The sequence below is a fragment of the Paenibacillus sp. PSB04 genome, assembly GCF_025809195.1.
In the GTDB taxonomy this organism is placed as follows: Bacteria; Bacillota; Bacilli; order Paenibacillales; family Paenibacillaceae; genus Paenibacillus_AQ; species Paenibacillus_AQ favisporus.
Window position 1 is genome coordinate 1,318,997 of record NZ_CP081301.1, and the last position, 17,839, is coordinate 1,336,835.

The 17,839-nt window shown below is 49.2% G+C and carries 18 protein-coding genes and 1 tRNA gene; 2 read left to right on the top strand and 17 right to left on the bottom strand.

The window, feature by feature from the left end; translation table 11 throughout:
- Positions 1 to 212 precede the first annotated feature (212 nt).
- The 5 genes from K2F33_RS06395 to rpsF form a co-directional block, all read right to left on the bottom strand.
- On the bottom strand, positions 213 to 1,733 hold the full coding sequence (locus tag K2F33_RS06395) for a response regulator transcription factor (RefSeq protein WP_263881281.1): 1,521 nt from the start codon (positions 1,731 to 1,733) through the stop codon (positions 213 to 215).
- Complete coding sequence (locus tag K2F33_RS06400; protein WP_263881282.1) at positions 1,726 to 3,561, bottom strand: cache domain-containing sensor histidine kinase; 1,836 nt, start codon at positions 3,559 to 3,561, stop codon at positions 1,726 to 1,728. The genes K2F33_RS06395 and K2F33_RS06400 overlap by 8 nt, the downstream gene beginning before the upstream one ends.
- A gap of 326 nt (positions 3,562 to 3,887) precedes the next feature.
- Positions 3,888 to 4,160, bottom strand: coding sequence for a 30S ribosomal protein S18 (gene rpsR / locus K2F33_RS06405; protein WP_076172485.1), 273 nt, complete (start codon positions 4,158 to 4,160; stop codon positions 3,888 to 3,890).
- A 21-nt stretch (positions 4,161 to 4,181) separates the two neighbouring features.
- Positions 4,182 to 4,661 carry a single-stranded DNA-binding protein gene (gene ssb / locus K2F33_RS06410; protein ID WP_076172487.1) on the bottom strand — a complete coding sequence of 160 codons (480 nt, stop codon included), beginning with the start codon at positions 4,659 to 4,661 and terminating at the stop codon, positions 4,182 to 4,184.
- Between the two features lie 50 nt (positions 4,662 to 4,711).
- A complete protein-coding gene (rpsF, locus tag K2F33_RS06415) occupies positions 4,712 to 4,999 on the bottom strand; it encodes a 30S ribosomal protein S6 (protein WP_076172488.1) in 288 nt (95 codons plus the stop codon).
- Positions 5,000 to 5,200: 201 nt separating this feature from the next.
- Here rpsF and K2F33_RS06420 point away from each other — a divergent pair, with 201 nt between their 5' ends.
- Positions 5,201 to 5,395 (top strand): YjzC family protein, encoded by a 195-nt coding sequence (locus K2F33_RS06420; RefSeq protein ID WP_076172489.1) that lies wholly within the window; start codon positions 5,201 to 5,203, stop codon positions 5,393 to 5,395.
- Positions 5,396 to 5,828: 433 nt separating this feature from the next.
- Here K2F33_RS06420 and K2F33_RS06425 read toward each other — a convergent pair.
- The 4 genes from K2F33_RS06425 to K2F33_RS06440 all read right to left on the bottom strand — a co-directional run bounded on the left by K2F33_RS06425 (position 5,829) and on the right by K2F33_RS06440 (position 7,404).
- Positions 5,829 to 5,919: transfer RNA gene (locus K2F33_RS06425), tRNA-Ser, on the bottom strand.
- A gap of 67 nt (positions 5,920 to 5,986) precedes the next feature.
- On the bottom strand, positions 5,987 to 6,205 hold the full coding sequence (locus K2F33_RS06430) for a DUF951 domain-containing protein (RefSeq protein WP_263881283.1): 219 nt from the start codon (positions 6,203 to 6,205) through the stop codon (positions 5,987 to 5,989).
- Between the two features lie 2 nt (positions 6,206 to 6,207).
- On the bottom strand, positions 6,208 to 7,137 hold the full coding sequence (locus K2F33_RS06435) for a mechanosensitive ion channel family protein (RefSeq protein WP_397345283.1): 930 nt from the start codon (positions 7,135 to 7,137) through the stop codon (positions 6,208 to 6,210).
- 6 nt (positions 7,138 to 7,143) lie between these two features.
- The gene (locus tag K2F33_RS06440) at positions 7,144 to 7,404 is read right to left on the bottom strand and encodes a putative Se/S carrier protein (protein WP_076172602.1); all 261 of its coding nucleotides are present in this window, start codon (positions 7,402 to 7,404) and stop codon (positions 7,144 to 7,146) included.
- A 144-nt stretch (positions 7,405 to 7,548) separates the two neighbouring features.
- Here K2F33_RS06440 and yyaC point away from each other — a divergent pair, with 144 nt between their 5' ends.
- Positions 7,549 to 8,154, top strand: coding sequence for a spore protease YyaC (gene yyaC / locus K2F33_RS06445; RefSeq protein WP_076172492.1), 606 nt, complete (start codon positions 7,549 to 7,551; stop codon positions 8,152 to 8,154).
- On the opposite strand, the gene K2F33_RS06450 is transcribed toward yyaC, so the two are convergent.
- From K2F33_RS06450 to mnmE, 8 genes are all read right to left on the bottom strand, one after another.
- Complete coding sequence (locus tag K2F33_RS06450) at positions 8,129 to 8,629, bottom strand: DUF4446 family protein (RefSeq protein ID WP_263882298.1); 501 nt, start codon at positions 8,627 to 8,629, stop codon at positions 8,129 to 8,131. The genes yyaC and K2F33_RS06450 overlap by 26 nt on opposite strands.
- 210 nt (positions 8,630 to 8,839) lie before the next feature.
- A complete protein-coding gene (locus K2F33_RS06455) occupies positions 8,840 to 9,988 on the bottom strand; it encodes an aminotransferase class V-fold PLP-dependent enzyme (protein WP_263881284.1) in 1,149 nt (382 codons plus the stop codon).
- A gap of 92 nt (positions 9,989 to 10,080) precedes the next feature.
- On the bottom strand, positions 10,081 to 10,920 hold the full coding sequence (locus K2F33_RS06460; protein WP_076172494.1) for a ParB/RepB/Spo0J family partition protein: 840 nt from the start codon (positions 10,918 to 10,920) through the stop codon (positions 10,081 to 10,083).
- Entirely contained in the window at positions 10,913 to 11,674 is a 762-nt protein-coding gene (locus K2F33_RS06465; RefSeq protein ID WP_076172495.1) for a ParA family protein, read from the bottom strand. Before K2F33_RS06465 ends, K2F33_RS06460 begins: the two co-directional genes overlap by 8 nt.
- A 403-nt stretch (positions 11,675 to 12,077) precedes the next feature.
- A complete protein-coding gene (gene noc, locus K2F33_RS06470; protein WP_076172496.1) occupies positions 12,078 to 12,893 on the bottom strand; it encodes a nucleoid occlusion protein in 816 nt (271 codons plus the stop codon).
- A 745-nt stretch (positions 12,894 to 13,638) separates the two neighbouring features.
- Positions 13,639 to 14,361 carry a 16S rRNA (guanine(527)-N(7))-methyltransferase RsmG gene (gene rsmG, locus K2F33_RS06475; RefSeq protein ID WP_145140300.1) on the bottom strand — a complete coding sequence of 241 codons (723 nt, stop codon included), beginning with the start codon at positions 14,359 to 14,361 and terminating at the stop codon, positions 13,639 to 13,641.
- A gap of 3 nt (positions 14,362 to 14,364) precedes the next feature.
- A complete protein-coding gene (gene mnmG, locus K2F33_RS06480; RefSeq protein ID WP_076172498.1) occupies positions 14,365 to 16,251 on the bottom strand; it encodes a tRNA uridine-5-carboxymethylaminomethyl(34) synthesis enzyme MnmG in 1,887 nt (628 codons plus the stop codon).
- 59 nt (positions 16,252 to 16,310) lie between these two features.
- Positions 16,311 to 17,687: a tRNA uridine-5-carboxymethylaminomethyl(34) synthesis GTPase MnmE gene (gene mnmE, locus K2F33_RS06485; protein WP_263881285.1), complete on the bottom strand. Its 1,377-nt coding sequence runs from the start codon at positions 17,685 to 17,687 to the stop codon at positions 16,311 to 16,313.
- Between the last annotated feature and the right edge of the window lie 152 nt (positions 17,688 to 17,839).

Sequence of the window (17,839 nt, forward strand, 5' to 3'; positions counted from 1 at the left end):
AAAAAGAAGATAAACTAAATAAATCCGTGTACAAATTAAAGAAAAGGTTTTCTTTTTGTCTAAATTTGTCATTTTTTCAGTGAAACGCTTACTTTTATTGTTTTTCTTTCATTTTCATTTGGTTTTTTCTGCATCAAACGTCACAAAAAAACCCTAAACCGGATGAGATGGTAGGTGTTTAGTCTCATCTGATTCAGGGTGTCTCCAGCCGGTCAACCCAGCCCCTTGTAATCCGTCGGCGAGATCCCGACATATTTCCTGAACTGTTTATAAAAATATCCGGTCTCCCAGTAGCCTACGTTCCGCGCAATCTCCTGCACCTTGAGGTTCGTGTTCTTCAGCTGCTGCTTCGCCTTTTCGATCCGGAACTTGTTGATGTATTCGGCGAACGTTTCCCCGGTTTCCTTATGAAACAGCTGTCCCAGGTACACCGGATGAATATGATACTGTGCCCCCAGCGTCTTCAGCGACAGTTCGTCCGCATAATGATTGTGAATATGGACCAGCACCTGATTCACGACGGGGTTCTTCATATCCTGAAGCAGCGACTGGACCGCAGCTCCAGCCACTTCCTGCAGAGCAGTAATGAGATCCTGCAGCGAGGAGCTGTCCCGGACCTTGCCTAAGCCGTTCTTAAATATATCCGACTCATCCGTATGCTTGATCTGCTCAAGCTCCATTTTGAAGCGAATCACCAGCTCCAAGGCCGCGTTCAGCAGATCCTCCGGGCGGATATGTCCCGCCTTCTGCATCTGCTCAAAGTCGTCTTGGATTTTTCGATTCAGCCCGGCCTCGTCCCTCGCCAGAATCAGCTTGGCGTATTCGTCCCAAGCGATGGCGATATGCCGCTCCGGGCCGCCGCTATTCTCCTCCAAGCTGGTGTAGTCGATGATCCGCCGATCCGGAAATACCATAAAATACTCCAGCGACTGCTTGGCCTCCTTGTAGCTGACAGAAGCCTCTCCAGGCAGGCTCACCGCCGAGCCGACACCGATATGCACCGTGCAGCCCTGCCTCGCTAAATCAGCCTCCAACTGCTCCAGTGCTGTCATCAGACGAGCCTTCCCCTCCTGCGGGTTCTCCAGACTTCCAATAAGGACCGTATCCCCATCCACATCGCGGAACAGCGTCAGCTCCGTGCTGTCTTGCAGCAAATCGTCAACCTGCCCGAACAACGCCTCATCGGCTGCGGTCCGAAGCACCGCTACGGCCATATAAGGCCGGTCCAAGTTCACGCCAAGCAGATCGGCTCTTTCTATAAATTCCGGAGGGGCGATCTGTCCGTTCATCCAGCGATAGAGCGTATTGTCCTTCAAAATTTGCACATCAAAAGCGCTGTACAATCCGCTCGCCCTCGTACTGTCCAGCTTGGACACGGTATTGCGGAGAGTCGATTCCAGTTCCTCCACATTGATCGGCTTCAGCAAGTAGTTCTCGATACCGAGCCTCATCCCCTGCTTCAAGTAATCGAACTCGTTGTATCCGCTTAGGATGATCACCTTGAGGTCGCTGCGGGTTTTGCGAGCCTCGCCGATCAGACTCAGGCCGTCCATCACCGGCATGGAAATATCCGTAATCAGCACATCCACGGGTGTAGACGCCATGGCTTCGAGCGCCTGGCGTCCATTCTCTGCGTGCCCGACAATCTCCAGCCCCAGTGCTGCCCAATCCAAAATATCGTACAGCCCTTCGATAATGAACGGCTCATCGTCCACAATAAACACTTTATACATCTTCAGTATCCGTCCCTTCCCGGTTAGGGTAACGTACGGTGACAACCGTACCGACTCCAGGCCGACTGTCAATTTCCACCCCGTAAGCCGGACCGTACAAAAACTGCAGCCGGCTGTGCACGCTCCGCAGCCCAAACATTTCGCCGGACTCCTCCGGCTTCCCGAGCTCTTCATGGATTTCAGCCAGGCGCTCAGGCGTGATACCTTTGCCATTATCCGTAATCACAGCCACCAGCATTTCGCCTTCATCCCTCACCCGAATGTCCAGATGATTATCGTCGCGATTGGTCTGGATGCCGTGAACGATATAGTTTTCGATCAGCGGCTGCAGCGACAGCCTCATGACCGATTTGCCCTGCAGCGCCGGGTCTGAATCGATCGTATAGCTGAACTTTTCCTTATAACGGATCCGGAACAGCTCCAGATACAAGCGGCATGCCTCCAGCTCATCCTTGAGCGTGTAAATCTTTTTCTGCTTGACCAGGCTTTTGAAGAGCACGGACAAGCTATAGATCATTTCCCCGACATCTTTAGCCCCTTGGGAAATGGCCCGCATCCGAATCACTTCAAGCGTATTGTACAAAAAGTGAGGATTGATCCTCGCCTGCAGAGCCACCAGCTCCGTCTGCTTTTGTTTAATTTCGGCTTTGTACACCCGCTCGATATACAGGTTCAGCTCGTCCAGCATGTCGTTAAAGCTTCGGGAAATCTGGCCAAGCTCGTCTTCTCCCGGGTTATCGATCCGTGCGGACAAATCGCCGTTTTTCACCTTGCGCGTAATCCTAATAATCCGGTTCGTCCGGTTGGCGAAATTAATCACAAAGAAGGCCGGGAAAAAGATCGCAAACAATATACAGATCCCGCTGATCGTTATAATCGTTTTCCGGATGCCCGAATAACTGGCCTCCACGTCCTTTTTCGGAACTGCACCAATCACGACGTATCCGTTGTCAGCCGAAGTCAGCTTGTTGATATACATTCGGCTGCTGACCTCAGCCGGGCGGGTATTCCCACCGTCATACAGCGAATCGGTCACATCCATATACGGATAGGTCTTTCCATAATATTTCCCTTCCGAATCATACAAAACCTTGCCATCCGCCGAAAGCACCGCAATATCCCCTTTGAAGCTGTCCTTATAGCTCGTCAGGGCATCGGAAATGTCGCCCGAATCCAAATATACGAGGAACTGTCCCGCATTCTTCAGCTGCCTGTTATTGATCGGTACCCGGATGGCGTACAGCTCCGGCGCCCATTGGTCCGCCGCCTTCCGGATCCAGTAATTCGGAGCGGTGATGCCCTTATAATCCATCGCCATAACTTCCGGTATATAGGAATGGGTCATATCCGTGGTCAGCTGCTTATACTGCTTGTTTGGCTTAAACACAGACAGAAACTGCTTCTCTGAACTGTACAGCATGATGTTGCGGATATCTCCATTTTCGTCCATCACCTGCTGGAAATACTGCAGCGGGTCCGTCGAGTTGTTGTTCGTTTCGTTAAAAAACTGGTCCATGCGATGCTGTACATATTGCGAATAAGGATGCTCCATCAAAAAAGAAATGTTAGAGAACAGCATTTCGTTTCGATACATATCCCTGGCGATATTTTCTACCGATTGGTAACGCTGATCCAGATACCGGCTGACATTTTCCATCGCAGCCTTCTGGTTGTTGAGTTCCTTCTCCACAATCGATTGGGATAGGGAAGAGAACATCAGATAGGACAGAATCACGATTGTTAGAATGGCAATGATCGTGAAAATCAGCAGAATCCTCATGAACATGTTATTTTTAAAATAATTCCTGTAGATTCTGCCCAGTCCCATCGTAATCCCCCTTTTCTCCGTTTTTCCATTATATCATACCCTCGTTGATCATTAAGGAACACGCTGTTTACGAAGCCCGTTTGCGAATCAATCCAGCCGGAACTTCACGATCATGAAATTGCCCGGGAAATGGAAAGCTGCGCCCTGCCCTTTCCTACGGGTACGCTTACAACCTTACCGCCTCTGCTCGATGCAGCAATACCCCTATGATAACTTTTTCGTTTCCCGTAAGACAAATGGAATAATTATGAACATGTTCATCACAGCAAAAAAGCCAGCACCTGGGATGTCCAAGGTACTGGCTTTCTCGTTCGCCATGATACAGATTACTCTGTAGTGTATGGCAGCAATGCGATTTGACGGGAGCGTTTGATCGCAATCGTCAGCATACGTTGGTATTTTGCGCTAGTGCCGGTTACACGGCGAGGCAAAATTTTACCGCGTTCGCTGATAAATTTCTTCAGCAGATCGGTATCTTTATAGTCAATGTGAGTAATTTTGTTCACAGTGAAGAAGCACACTTTACGACGTTTGTTACGGCCGCCGCGGCGAGCCGGTCTTTTATCGTTGTCTCCGCCTTCTCTTTGTTTAAAAGCCATGCTGTTTCAGTCCTTTCCTTATTAAAATGGCAAATCATCATCCGAAATATCAATCGGTTTTCCGTCATCGGAAAAAGGATCCTGATTGGAATTGTTCCGCGAGTAGCTGTTACCGCCACGTCCACCGCCTCCATTGTAGGAAGGCTCCTCACGCGGGGTGCTTCCGCCTCCACCGCCTTCACGGTTGGATTCCAGGAAACGTACGTTATCGGCAATGACTTCGGTGACGTATACACGTTTACCTTCGTTATTCTCGTAATTCCGTACCTGGATGCGCCCTTCTACAGCCGTCAGACGGCCTTTGCGCAGATAATTGGCGCAGGTCTCAGCAAGCTGTCTCCATGTGACCACCGGAATAAAGTCCGCCTCACGCTCTCCGCCTTGCGCCGTAAACGGGCGATCCACAGCGAGCGTAAACTGCGTTACGGCTACCCCTGAAGGTGTATAGCGCAGTTCCGGATCCCGGGTCAACCGGCCGATCAAAATAACACGGTTCAACAATCGAGTCCCCTCCTTTGAGCGAATTTCATCACTAATTCCGTAAACGGATATTAAGCAACAACGTCAAGCGTAATGAGATAACGAATTACTTCGTCAGAAATTTTCATGAGGCGCTCAAGCTCGGCTACAACGTCAGGATTGGCGCTGAAGTTAACCAGAACAAAAGTACCGTCACGGAATTTGTTGATCTCATACGCAAGGCGGCGTTTACCCATCACTTCATGCTTAGTGATTTCTCCACCGTTGGAGATGATGCCTTGGAATTTTTCGACTGCGGCTTGAACAGCATCTTGTTCAATGTCAGGACGAATAATGTACATCACTTCGTATTTGCGCATATGTTTCACCTCCTTATGGACTTCGGCCCCTGATCATGTCAGGAGCAAGGAACGAGTCTAAACTCGCACCATATTAATATATCAAATTGGCCCAATGATTGCAAGTACAATGCCGTATTGATCCTGTTCCACACATGTTTCTCCGCCAAGGGTACACACTACAGAGGCAGTCCATTTTAACGATTAAAGGAGGCCTTGTCCATGGGTGAAAGAACCGAATTTGAACCAGGCGACAAAGCGCCGAACCCCGGCGTATATATGGAGGTTGGTGAAAACAGCTTCCATACTGAAATCACGGATCCGCAGCGGGTCGAGCTGGCTAAGGGCGATACCTTTCCAGAGACCTCGAAGAAAGACCGCAAATGGAAACGGATGACGAAAGCGCGGGTCCACTAATTTTACGAATGGATGCATAAGCGCACGAAAACTGCGCATATTACAATCAGGCGGTGCTTGAGAGAGGTGTGGTTCCGTTGGACATGATCAACGCAACAAAGCACAGGAAGTCAGAAACAGCACGTTCAAGAAGCGGAGGGAAGTGCTAAAAACACTTTATTGTCTAAAGCAAAGATTTGCTAAAGGCTGACCCGAGTTTCACTTGCTGAAGTGTTGTGTGGATGAATTCCAAAAAATCATGGCATCGCCTGCCAAATCGGAGGACCTTATGGGTCCTCCTTTGGTTTGTATACAGCAGTAATTGTTCCCCTCTTATTATGAAAGCAAAGGATCATAAAAGGAAACGATCCAACAACTAAGAAAACCTCCAGTTTACTCAACTGAAGGTTTTCACTGTATGTATTCTATGCGCAGTCACTTAAAAAAGGGAATGTGGCGGAAAGAGAGGGATTCGAACCCTCGCACGCCTTGCGACGCCTAACTGATTTCGAGTCAGCCCCCTTAGACCTCTTGGGTACCTTTCCGCAGCAAAATTGATTATAGCACATGTCCATCATTTGTGCAAGCCCTTTGTCCAAAAGCTGTTTATTACTAAACCTGTCCTTCCATTCCCTCTTCCGATTTCGATCGAAGCACCTTTTTCATATTTTTCTCAAACTTCGCCCGCGGGATCAATACGCTGTGCTGGCAGCCGACGCATTTGATCCGGATATCCATTCCCATGCGGATAATTTCCATTTCGTTACTGCCGCATGGGTGGTTTTTCTTCATTTGGACGATATCTCCGAGTTGAAACACTTTACGTTCCACCGTTATCCTTCCCCCATTTCGTTGTTCCCTTCTTTACCTGCCGCAAGCTCGGCCTGTGCCTGTTTCATCATGTCCTCGTATTCCAAAGCCTGCTTCACGTCGGCCTGAATCTGCCGTTCAACATCGCCTTTGGTGTTCGGCATGCACTCGGCTACGATCCGGATGACGTATTCACTCGTGTTCAAGGATTGCACCCCGAGTACATTCGGCACCGAAATGACATTAGGATCCCGCTGCTGAATGCCGGTAAGCGCCTGTTTAATCAGGGCTACGGTTTCTTCCAGATTTCGCTCGTTTTTCATGGGAAGGTCAACAACCGCGAGCGCATTGGATAAGGAGTAGTTCGTTACGCTGGCGATGGAACCGTTAGGCAAAATATAAACTTCCCCGGTAGGGCTTACGATGCGTGTGGTCCGAAGGCCGATCATCTCTACGGTGCCTTTGAAGGTACCCGTCTGGATAACGTCCCCTACCGCAAATTGGTCTTCTAATATAATGAAGAATCCGGTAATCACATCTTTAACCAAACTTTGCGCGCCAAAACCTATGGCCAAACCAAGGACTCCTGCTCCCGCAAGGAGCGGTCCCAAATGAAAGTTGAACTCCGACAGAATCAGGAGCACCATAATAAAATTACAGGTGACCGCCGTTACGTTTTTCAGCAGTTCGGCTACCGTGGCGAACCTCCGCGGATTGACGTTCATCCGGCTCTGCTCCTGTCTCGCCAGGGATTTGTCTATAATTTTGGATACAACCCGTATAATGACGCGGGAAACAAAAAACAGAATGATGATACGAATGCCCGAAAACAGCACGTTGGTCCACATATCTACATTCGTCACCCAATCCAGAAACTTATCGCCGATACTTACCGCCTGCTTGACAGCCTGCTCTGGATTGGGAATGGTCTCTTCCAGCCATAACTTACTCAATCAACTCTACCTCCTATCCTCGATGCTCTTATATCCCTCTATGCTGTCTTTGAAGTAGATTCCTCGAATCTCCACCTGCTCCTGCTGGATGATCGTCTGTACGCTATCCAGCTGGTCCGGCGGGAACTGGATCGATAATGCACAGCCCGCTGTAATTTCCTTTGGTGTAGGAAATAAATCAATTTCAACCTCCGCATATTCAAGCAGCATCTCGGCGCGCAGCGCCTGCTGTGTCGAATCAAAAGCAATCAGCATCCAGGTTTCCATCTCCGCCGCCATCCGTTTCTCCCCCACCTTGATTTGTGCTGCATTCGTCAGAATTACTTTTTCTATGGAATTCCTGCATGAAGTATAAAAACCCTCTTCCTTCCATATACTAGTTACTACCAAATGCAAGGAGAGGAAGATTCTATGACTCAGTGGCCAAAAACGTCTCCCAAACAGGAGCCTACATGCTTAAAAATACCACATACCGACCCTGAAATCCATTCCGCTATTATTCATCGTCTTCTGTTTCATCTCTCTCAAGCCGGGGAAAATCAACAGGTTATCGTTGTATGTATCGGTACCGACCGGTCCACGGGCGACTGCCTCGGTCCTTTGGTAGGCACTGCATTGGCCCGGTATAAAAGTCCATGGTTTCACTTGTTCGGCACGCTGGACGAGCCTGTGCATGCCGTTAACCTCCAGGAGACGCTCTCCTCGATCTATTCGCTGTATGACAATCCATTTGTCATCGGCATCGATGCGTGCCTTGGACAATCCTCCAGCGTAGGCTGCATTCAAGTCGCCAACGGCCCCCTCAAACCCGGCGCAGGCGTACATAAAGAATTACCGCCGGTTGGCGATATCCATTTGACGGGTATCGTTAATGTCGGCGGCTTCATGGAATATTTTGTATTGCAGAACACCAGGCTGAGCTTGGTGATGCGTTTGTCCGAAATTATTGCCTCAAGCCTCCATTCCGCCATTAAGGAATGGAAAGCCCGTACTACGCTTTTTGCAAGGCTAGAGTAATCGCCTCTACCTCTTCCGGTGAAAGGGGATAAGTCGACTGCCCGGCTTCTACCGGCTTGGCATAAACATAGGAGCTGTCACGGCTGTACAGCGCAGTGATGACGACTCCACTTCGATCGGCATCAACGATCGCAATCGAAAAGCTTAGATCGCTCCCACGTTCGCTGAATGCATTGTAGCGTTTAATACCGATATTACCCTTGATCGTTTGAAGCTTGTTCAATGCCGTTGACACGGATTCACGCTGCTGCTGCTGCTCATCCTCCACGCTGTCCACCTGTGTCTTTAGATCGATGAGCAGTGTTTCTAAATCCTCTACCCCGCTGCCGGCCATCATCGTTTCGTATTTGCGGCGAACTTTTCTAAGCTTTGCCCCTTGTGTCAGCACCAACACGAGCAAGATCAAAATGAGGAGTACGATCCCGCCAATGATTCCTGGTAATTGTTCGCTGATTAAATCATTTAAGTCCGACATGCTGTTCATTCCTTTTCCTCAATCTTGACCTACCCGTTCCCAAGACGTATCGTGATCCCATTTATTCATGGTCCTTGATACTATACGGTTAAAAATCACAAACATTCATTCTGCCGGTTGTCCCTTCAGCTTTACAGGGGAGAACCGGTTTTGTCTTGCCATCGAGGTTTGATTACTAATAGACTTCGAGGCTTGCGTCAGGCCATCTAGTTAACGAACCAGCTCGCGCATCGCTTCAACCATCCGTTGAACCTCCTGCTCCGTGCTGTTCGCACCCACACTCGCCCTCACTGCTCCGGTCTTATCCGTTCGCACCGCATAGTGAGCCAGCGGCGTACAGTGCATCCCCGCTCTGACTGCGATTCCATATTGCCGGTCCAAGCGGAAGGCGATTTCCGTAGAATCCCGGCCCTCGATCGTAAAGGCCACGATTCCGGTCCTTTCCTTCCCTTGTGCCGGACCAAGCAAGTTCATACCCGGCAGACCCTTCAACCCATCGATCATCATTTGTGTCAACGCCCATTCATGCTCATAAATCTGCTGAGGGGTTTCCTTAAGCACATACTCTACCCCTGCTCTTAGCCCGGCAATTCCAACCGTGTTCAAGGTCCCAGCTTCATACCGGTCCGGCCTTACGCTGGGCATTTCCTTTTCCTCCGATTGGCTGCCCGTTCCTCCGTGGATCAGCGGCTCCAGTTCGATCTCCGGCGATAAGTAAAGCCCTCCCGTCCCTTGCGGACCGAGCAGCCCTTTATGGCCCGGAAAAGCCAACATGTCGATGCAGCAGGACTCCACATCAATGTCCAGCACGCCGGCGCTTTGTGCAGCATCTACCAAAAATACTGCACCACTGCTGCGTGCCAGCTCACCAATTCGCTGGATTGGCAGAATACTCCCCAACAAATTCGAGCTATGGCTGCAAACCACCAGCCTCGGATTTTTGGATAAGCATGCCTCCAGCTGCTGCATGTCCAGTTCTCCTTGATCATTTACCCCAATGTAATCCACTTGAATATCCAGTGTCCGCATTAAATATTCCAACGGTCTCCGTACGGAGTTGTGTTCGATCATCGTCGCAACCACATAGTCACCGGACTTCAAGATCCCCTTGATCGCCATATTCAATGCCTGGGTTGTGTTATGGGTGAAAATGATGTTATTCGGGTTCTTCACCCGAAACAACTGAGCCAGCACCCGGCGGGTCTCAAAGAGAACCCTGCTCGCTTGCACGGCCATTTGATGGCTCCCTCGTCCTGGATTCGCCGCCGCTTCCTCCATCGCCTTTTGCATGGCTGCAAGAACACCAGGCGGTTTCGGCCAGGAAGTCGCTGCATGATCCAGATATACAACTTCGTTCATATCCCGTTTCACTCCGATCCAAGGAACAAAGAATGACGCATCTTCGGTCCTTTTCAGGAATCACCTAGACGCGTCATCCCATCCACTGATCTTTATTGCAACAACTCCAGCAGCCGTTCCAGGTCCTGTTTGCTGTAATAGTTCAATTCGATTTTGCCTTTATCTTTGTTTTGCTTGATCTTCACTGTCGTTCTAAACCGCTCCCGCAGCGACTCTTCCAAGTTATCGATATAAGGATCGCGCTTTTTGACTTTCACCTTGTTTTTATCCGCCGGTTTCCGGTCGAGCTGTTTCACAGCCTCCTCAAGATCCCGTACGCTCCACTCATTGTTGACGCATTGCTTTGCCAACTGCTTGATGAGGGACGGATCCTTGAGACCAACCAACGCTCTCGCATGGCCCATGGAAATTGTTCCACGTGAAACATAGTCTTTGACTTCATCCGGTAAAGCCAGCAAACGAAGGAAGTTTGCTATATGGGATCTGGATTTCCCCACTTTCAACGACAGCTCTTCCTGCGTCAGTGAGTATTGATCCATCAAGCCCTGGTAAGCAACAGCCACTTCCATCGCATTTAAATTCTCGCGCTGCAAGTTTTCAATCAAGGCAATCTCCATCACCTGTTGATCGCTGAATGTGCGAACCACAGCCGGGATAGTGGCCTTGCCGCAGTATTGCGAAGCTCTAAAGCGCCGCTCCCCTGCAATAATTTCATATCCTTTGAGCACGCTGCGTACAATAATCGGTTGAATGACCCCATGCTGACGAATCGATTCGGCCAATTCCTGAATTGATTCCTCGTTAAAGTCCTTGCGCGGCTGGTAAGGATTGGCACGAAGTTGGCTGAGTGGGATTTCTACGATTTTGTCATCTTCATTAATCGAAAGTGAAGGAATTAAAGCATCGAGCCCTTTACCCAATCGTTTACTCATACGAAATCACTTCCTTTGCCAACTCTAAATATACCTCAGCGCCTTTCGAACGCGGATCATACGTAATGATCGACTGACCATGGGACGGAGCTTCACTAAGTCGAATATTTCTCGGAATGATCGTTTGGTACACTTTTTCCTGAAAGTATTTCTTTACTTCTTCAATCACTTGAATCCCCAAATTCGTCCGAGCATCCAGCATGGTGAGCAGAACGCCTTCAATCCGGAGCGAAGTGTTCAAATGCTTCTGGACGAGACGAATCGAATTCAGCAGCTGGCTTAATCCTTCAAGGGCATAGTATTCGCACTGGATAGGAATAATGACCGAGTCAGCGGCAGTAAGTGAGTTAATAGTAAGTATACCAAGAGACGGCGGACAATCGATTAAAATATAGTCATAATTTGCTTTCACCAACTGAAGCGACTTTTTAAGCCGAAGCTCCCTTGAAATGGTCGGTACCAGTTCAATTTCCGCTCCAGCCAATTGAATCGTTGCCGGAATAATATGAAGTCCTTCGATTTGCGTTTGCAGGATCGCATCCTTGGGATGTACATCATTGATAATCACATCATAAATGCAGTTCGCTACATCCGCTTTATTGACACCTACCCCACTGGTTGTATTGCCTTGGGGATCGATATCGACGAGCAGCACCCTTTTTCCGAGCGAAGCCAATCCTGCACCGAGATTGACGGAGGTTGTCGTCTTGCCGACTCCGCCCTTTTGATTTGCTATGGCAATAATTTTGGACACTCAATTCACCTCTATGTGTATGAAGACTCTTCTTGTAGGTCGCGGGATTGTGATCATCAGCAAAACAAACGGCTGCAAATACCTGTATGCCCCCGGCGGTAAATCAGAAGTACCGGTTTTCAAGTATACAGATACGCAGAAACGGCTTCGCCCTGCAGTAGTGCGCTTCCCCTTGCTGGAATAACAAGAAAAACCTTTACTCAATTATTCGGACACCATTAATGAACTACTTTGATTTCAGAACATTGACGAGAAAAATGGGAGATGCGAACTTTCCCCCTCCCCTCTATTCTTCCATCTTATGAAATTCAGCTGCCTGGAACCTATGATTTCATGGTTTAGAGCATAAATTCATTATGACTTCCTAAAAAAAGCGGCCGCTCAGCCGCTAAGCTCCATCGTATTAGCGCTTAGGAATTTTGATCACGATTTCATAATGATCCTCATGGTCGTTTTCCTGCGTTTTAATGGCCATCCCGGATCCAGACACCATATCGATGGATTGGCGAATCGTGTTCAGCGCCAACCGGACGTCCTTGGAGTAAGAGATGCGCTTTGCCTTTTTAATTTTTGCCGATTCCTTGTAAAAGGCAACCCTAGCCTCCGTTTGTTTCACGTTCAGCTCTTTGGATACAATCTCAGCCAGCACTTTCAGCTGCAGTTCCTCGGTATCGAGGGACAGTAACGCGCGGGCGTGCCGCTCAGTAATTTTGCGCTCCATCAGTGCATTTTTTACTTCCTCCGGAAGATGAAGCAGCCGGATTTTATTGGCAATCGTTGATTGGCTTTTCCCAAGACGCTGCGCCAAGCTCTCCTGCGTAAGCTGATGAAGGTCAATGAGCTTTTGATAGGCAACGGCTTCCTCAATGGAAGTCAGGCCTTCACGCTGGAGGTTTTCGATCAATGCAATGGAAGCAGCTTGGGAATCATTGAATTCACGGACAATGGCGGGAATGGTCTCCAAACCGAGTTTGGAAACGGCACGCCAGCGCCGCTCACCGGCAATAATCTCATATTTGGCATTACGGATACGAACAACAATGGGCTGGATCACCCCATGCGTCTTGATCGTTTGACAGAGTTCGTCGATTTTATCGTCATCAAAAATGGTCCGGGGCTGGTAAGGACTGCTTACGATTTCCGCCACCGGAATTTGCTTTACTTCATCCCCATTGCTTCGTTCCGTCAAACCAAACAATTTAGAAAATTGTTCTTTCATTCCGTATATTACCACCTAAATTCGTAATAGCACCGCTAGAGCACCTAACAACAATCTACAGGTCATCGAGACATCCATGTAGGATAAGGGTAACAACTAACCTTGAGCTTTGACAGCTGCAATCCAGACATAGAGAGTCGTTCAATGACTTCAAAATGGAAGATGAGAATCGTCAGATCCGAACGCGATTTTATGTATAGGGTTCACATGACTGAACGGTCTGACTGTTAGACCACTTACCAACGATCATCCCTCTCTATCATACCATTTGAAGCCAGTTCATAGAATACAGTTTATACTCTATTCTACCACTTTTCTTCATATAATCCTATTCTCCAAAGTTCCCGATTTTTCCTGCCATTTATCCATTTTTTCACATTAATAAAAGCACTTATCGATGGAACATCAAAGAAGACAAACCGCTTCTAGCAGAAGCATTTCTTGCGATTTTACAGTGATTCGGCACCGTTATATTCATCACTCTATAATCTTAGTAAAGCGACTATCGATGTATCTCTATAGAGGACAGGCCGCATATTTCAGAAGTCTTCTTGAAATTATATAGGATCGAACTGCTCCGCTGATAATTTATATTTTCATCATCCAAAAAAAGAGGACTGTTCCACGTGAAACAATCCTCTTCATTTTATAAATATGACTTGGTTTCAGACAGTCCGTTGATAGGAAGTCAGTCGACTGCACATTCCATAGGGTCTGATACAGCTAGCTGAAACCAGTTTTTTTCTTATACTAAAGGCGATTTAACCGCAGTTCCGGCCTTTCTCGGATATTTGCCTGGGGTAGGCGCAGTCTTACGGATCTGGACAATATGGCGAGCCGATTCCTCTACAGGTAGCAAGAAGCGTTCCACTTCGATTACCTTGCCCCGCAGTTCCTTCAAGCTTTTGGCTGCCTCCTGTACTTCCTCCGCCGGATCGCTTCCTTTCATCGCCGCAAACAGACCGTTCACTTTGACAAAGGGGAGACAGAACTCATTCAGGACGGCCTGCCTGGCCACTGCTCGGGCGGTAACGAGATCAAAATGATCACGGTACCCCGCCTTCCTTCCCCAATCCTCGGCCCGGCCATGGAGAAGTTCTACATCCTTAAGGCCAGTCTCCTGAACAACGTGCTGCAGGAAGGAAATGCGCTTGTTTAACGAGTCGATAATCGTCAGCTTCAAGTGTGGAAAACAAATCTTCAGCGGGATTCCTGGGAATCCCGCCCCTGAGCCGATATCGGCCAGTGTTCCGATCTCCCCCATATTCACATAAAACGCCAGGGAGATGGAATCATAGAAATGCTTGGTATACACTTGCTCCCGCTCGGTAATCCCGGTAAGGTTCATTTTCTCATTCCATTCGACCAGTTCCTTGAAATAAATTTCAAATTGTTCCAACTGGGATGGTTCGAGCGTAATGCCATGTTCTTTTAAACGCTGCACAAATTGCTCTTGTATCGGATCCATTCGTTAACCTCTTGCCGCTGTAACGCGATTATAGTGTTCCAGATATACCAGCAGAATCGAAATATCCGCCGGCGTCACGCCGGAAATGCGTGAAGCTTGACCGATCGAAATCGGACGGATGCTGCTGAGCTTTTGACGAGCCTCGATGGCGATGCCTTGAACATCGTTATAGTCGATCGATTCCGGAATCTTCTTCTTATCCATCTTTTGCAGACGTTCCACGTGGATCAGCTGCTTTTCGATATACCCTGCATACTTGATTTGAATTTCGACCTGCTCCTTCATTTCTTCCGTAAGTTCATATGGCGAAGGTGAAATTTGTTCAATATGGCTGTGGGTTACTTCTGGACGGCGCAGAATGGTCAGCAGGTTGCTACCATCCTGAATCGGGGCGGAACCGATCGATTCTAACAGTGCATTCACATGTGAAGGACCCACCTTCGTTGAACGTAGACGTTCGATTTCCAGCTCCACCTTTTCCTTCTTATCCAAAAACTTCGCGAAGCGTTCCTCCGAGATCAGACCGATCTCATGCCCTACCGGCGTCAACCGCAGATCGGCGTTGTCATGGCGAAGCAGCAGTCTGTATTCCGCACGGGAAGTCAGGAGACGGTAAGGCTCATTGGTACCTTTCGTCACGAGGTCGTCGATCAGAACTCCGATATAGCCTTGCGAACGGTCGAGAATGACCGGTTCTTTGCCCTGTACTTTGCGTGCAGCGTTAATGCCGGCCATGATGCCTTGACCTGCAGCTTCTTCATAACCGGAGGTTCCGTTAATTTGACCGGCGGTGAACAATCCCGGCATCTTCTTCGTTTCCAGAGATGGCCACAGCTGCGTCGGTACCATAGCGTCATATTCGATCGCATAACCGTTGCGCATCATTTCAACCTTTTCTAAGCCAGGGATACTGCGCAGCATCGCCAGCTGAACGTCTTCAGGCATACTGGTAGACAGCCCTTGGACATAATATTCAGAGGTGTTCTTGCCTTCCGGCTCGAGGAAAATTTGATGCTTCGGCTTGTCGCTGAAGCGCACGATCTTATCCTCAATGGACGGGCAGTAACGTGGTCCTGTTCCTTCAATAATACCGGAGAACATCGGCGCACGGTGCAGGTTCTCGTTAATAATGCGGTGGGTTTCCACCGAAGTATATGTCAACCAGCAAGGAAGCTGCTCATTATCGGAAGACTCGGTTTCATAAGAGAAAAATTTAGGTTTCTCATCTCCCGGTTGAATTTCCGTCTTGGAAAAGTCAATGGTGGACTTGTGTACGCGCGGAGGCGTGCCGGTCTTGAAGCGAACGAGGTCGAAGCCCAGCTCGCGCAGATTTTCCGCCAGCTTCACCGAAGGCTGTTGGTTGTTCGGACCGCTTTCGTAGGTCAGCTCACCCATAATGACTTTACCGCGAAGATACGTGCCGGTAGTCAGCACCGTAGATTTAGCACGGTACGAGGTGCCGGTTTTCGTCACCACGCCGACGCAGACGCCGTCTTCAACAATCAGCTGTTCCACCATGCCTTGGCGCATTGTCAGGTTCGGTTCTTTCTCCATCGTTTCCTTCATCGTTTGTTGATACAGGAACTTGTCGGCTTGCGCACGCAGCGCATGCACCGCCGGCCCCTTCCCTGTGTTCAGCATCCGCATTTGAATAAACGTTTTATCAATATTACGGCCCATTTCGCCGCCCAGCGCATCGATTTCACGGACGACATGCCCTTTGGCCGGTCCCCCGATCGAAGGGTTGCACGGCATAAATGCGACCATGTCCAGATTGATGGTAATCATCAGTGTGTTGCAGCCCATCCGTGCTGCGGCCAAGGCCGCTTCACAGCCGGCATGACCTGCACCAATGACGATGACATCATAGCTGCCTCCATCATAACTCATTGGACAAACCTCCTTTATTTTTCTGAAAATAATTGCATAAATCTATATGAACGAACGACTTATTTACCTAAACAGAACTGGGAGAAAATTTGATCCAGCAGCGTTTCAGCCGCCGTATCGCCTGTGATCTCACCAAGCTGTTCCCAAGCAAGACGGACATCGATCTGGATCATGTCGATCGGAATGAACTGATCCGCCGCATCGTAGGCATCTTGAAGCGATTTGTACGCCTTTTTAAGGAGAGCGATATGCCGGACGTTGCTGACATAAGTCAAATCGCCCGACTCCAGCTTCCCGCTGAAAAAGAGCGATGAAATCGCCTTTTCCAAAAGATCGATCCCCTCTTCGGTCATCACCGACATCGGGACGATCAATTCATCCGGATAGTACCTGGACAGCAGATCTCTGTCCAATTGCGAAGGTAAGTCCATTTTATTCATAATGACGATGGATTGTCTACCACGGATTTGTTCCATTAATTCCAGTTCGTCCTCATGCAGCGGTTCGCTTGCATTCAGCACGAGCAGGATGAGATCGGCTTCCGTGACCGCATGCTTCGAGCGCTCCACGCCGATTTTCTCCACGACGTCCATCGTTTCCCGAATTCCTGCCGTGTCCAGCAGCTTGAGCGGAATGTTGTTGATCGTGACGAACTCCTCGATGACGTCCCGCGTCGTGCCCGGAATGTCGGTCACAATCGCACGGTTCGTATGCGCCAGCGCATTCAGCAGTGAAGACTTGCCCACGTTTGGACGTCCGACAATCGCCGTGGTGATGCCCTCACGTAAAATCTTCCCTTCTTCAGCGGTCTTCAGAAGCTTCTGAATGCCTTCCATAACTTCGCTGCTTTTCTGCTTAATGAACTCTGCCGACAGCGATTCCACATCATGCTCCGGGTAATCGATATTGACTTCGATGTGAGCCATCGTTTCCACCAAGGTGTGGCGCAGCTCCCCGATTCTCTGGGACAAAGATCCCTCTACCTGCTTCAATGCGATCGAGAAGGCACGGTCCGACTTGGACCGGATCAGGTCGATTACCGCTTCGGCCTGGGAAAGGTCAATCCGACCGTTCAAAAAGGCCCGCTTGGTAAACTCGCCCGGTTCCGCCAGACGGATCTCCAGCTGCAGCAGCAGATCCATCACCCGTTTGACCGAAATCACGCCGCCGTGCGTGCTGATCTCCACCACATCTTCCGTAGTAAAAGACCGCGGCGCCCGCATCACGGTGACAAGCACCTCCTCCACCCGTTCCTGGGTGTCCGGATCGACGATATGCCCATAATGAACCGTATGCGACTCCGCCTTCGTTAACGCCGTTTTGCTGTGAAAAATCCGTTCGACCTCGGAAATCGAGTCCGGTCCGCTCACGCGGATGACGGCAATTCCCGCTTCCCCTACAGCCGTCGATATCGCTGCGATTGTATCCGTAAGCAAGGCTGTCACCTCTTTTTTCTATAATAAACGTTCATCTGTTACTGTTAGCTCTATTGTTGCCATAACAAGACGTATCAAGACCTGCGACGCCTAGGCCCGGCGCTTCCCGGTGACCTCATTCAAGATTCAAAAAAAACAATGACTTCATAAGC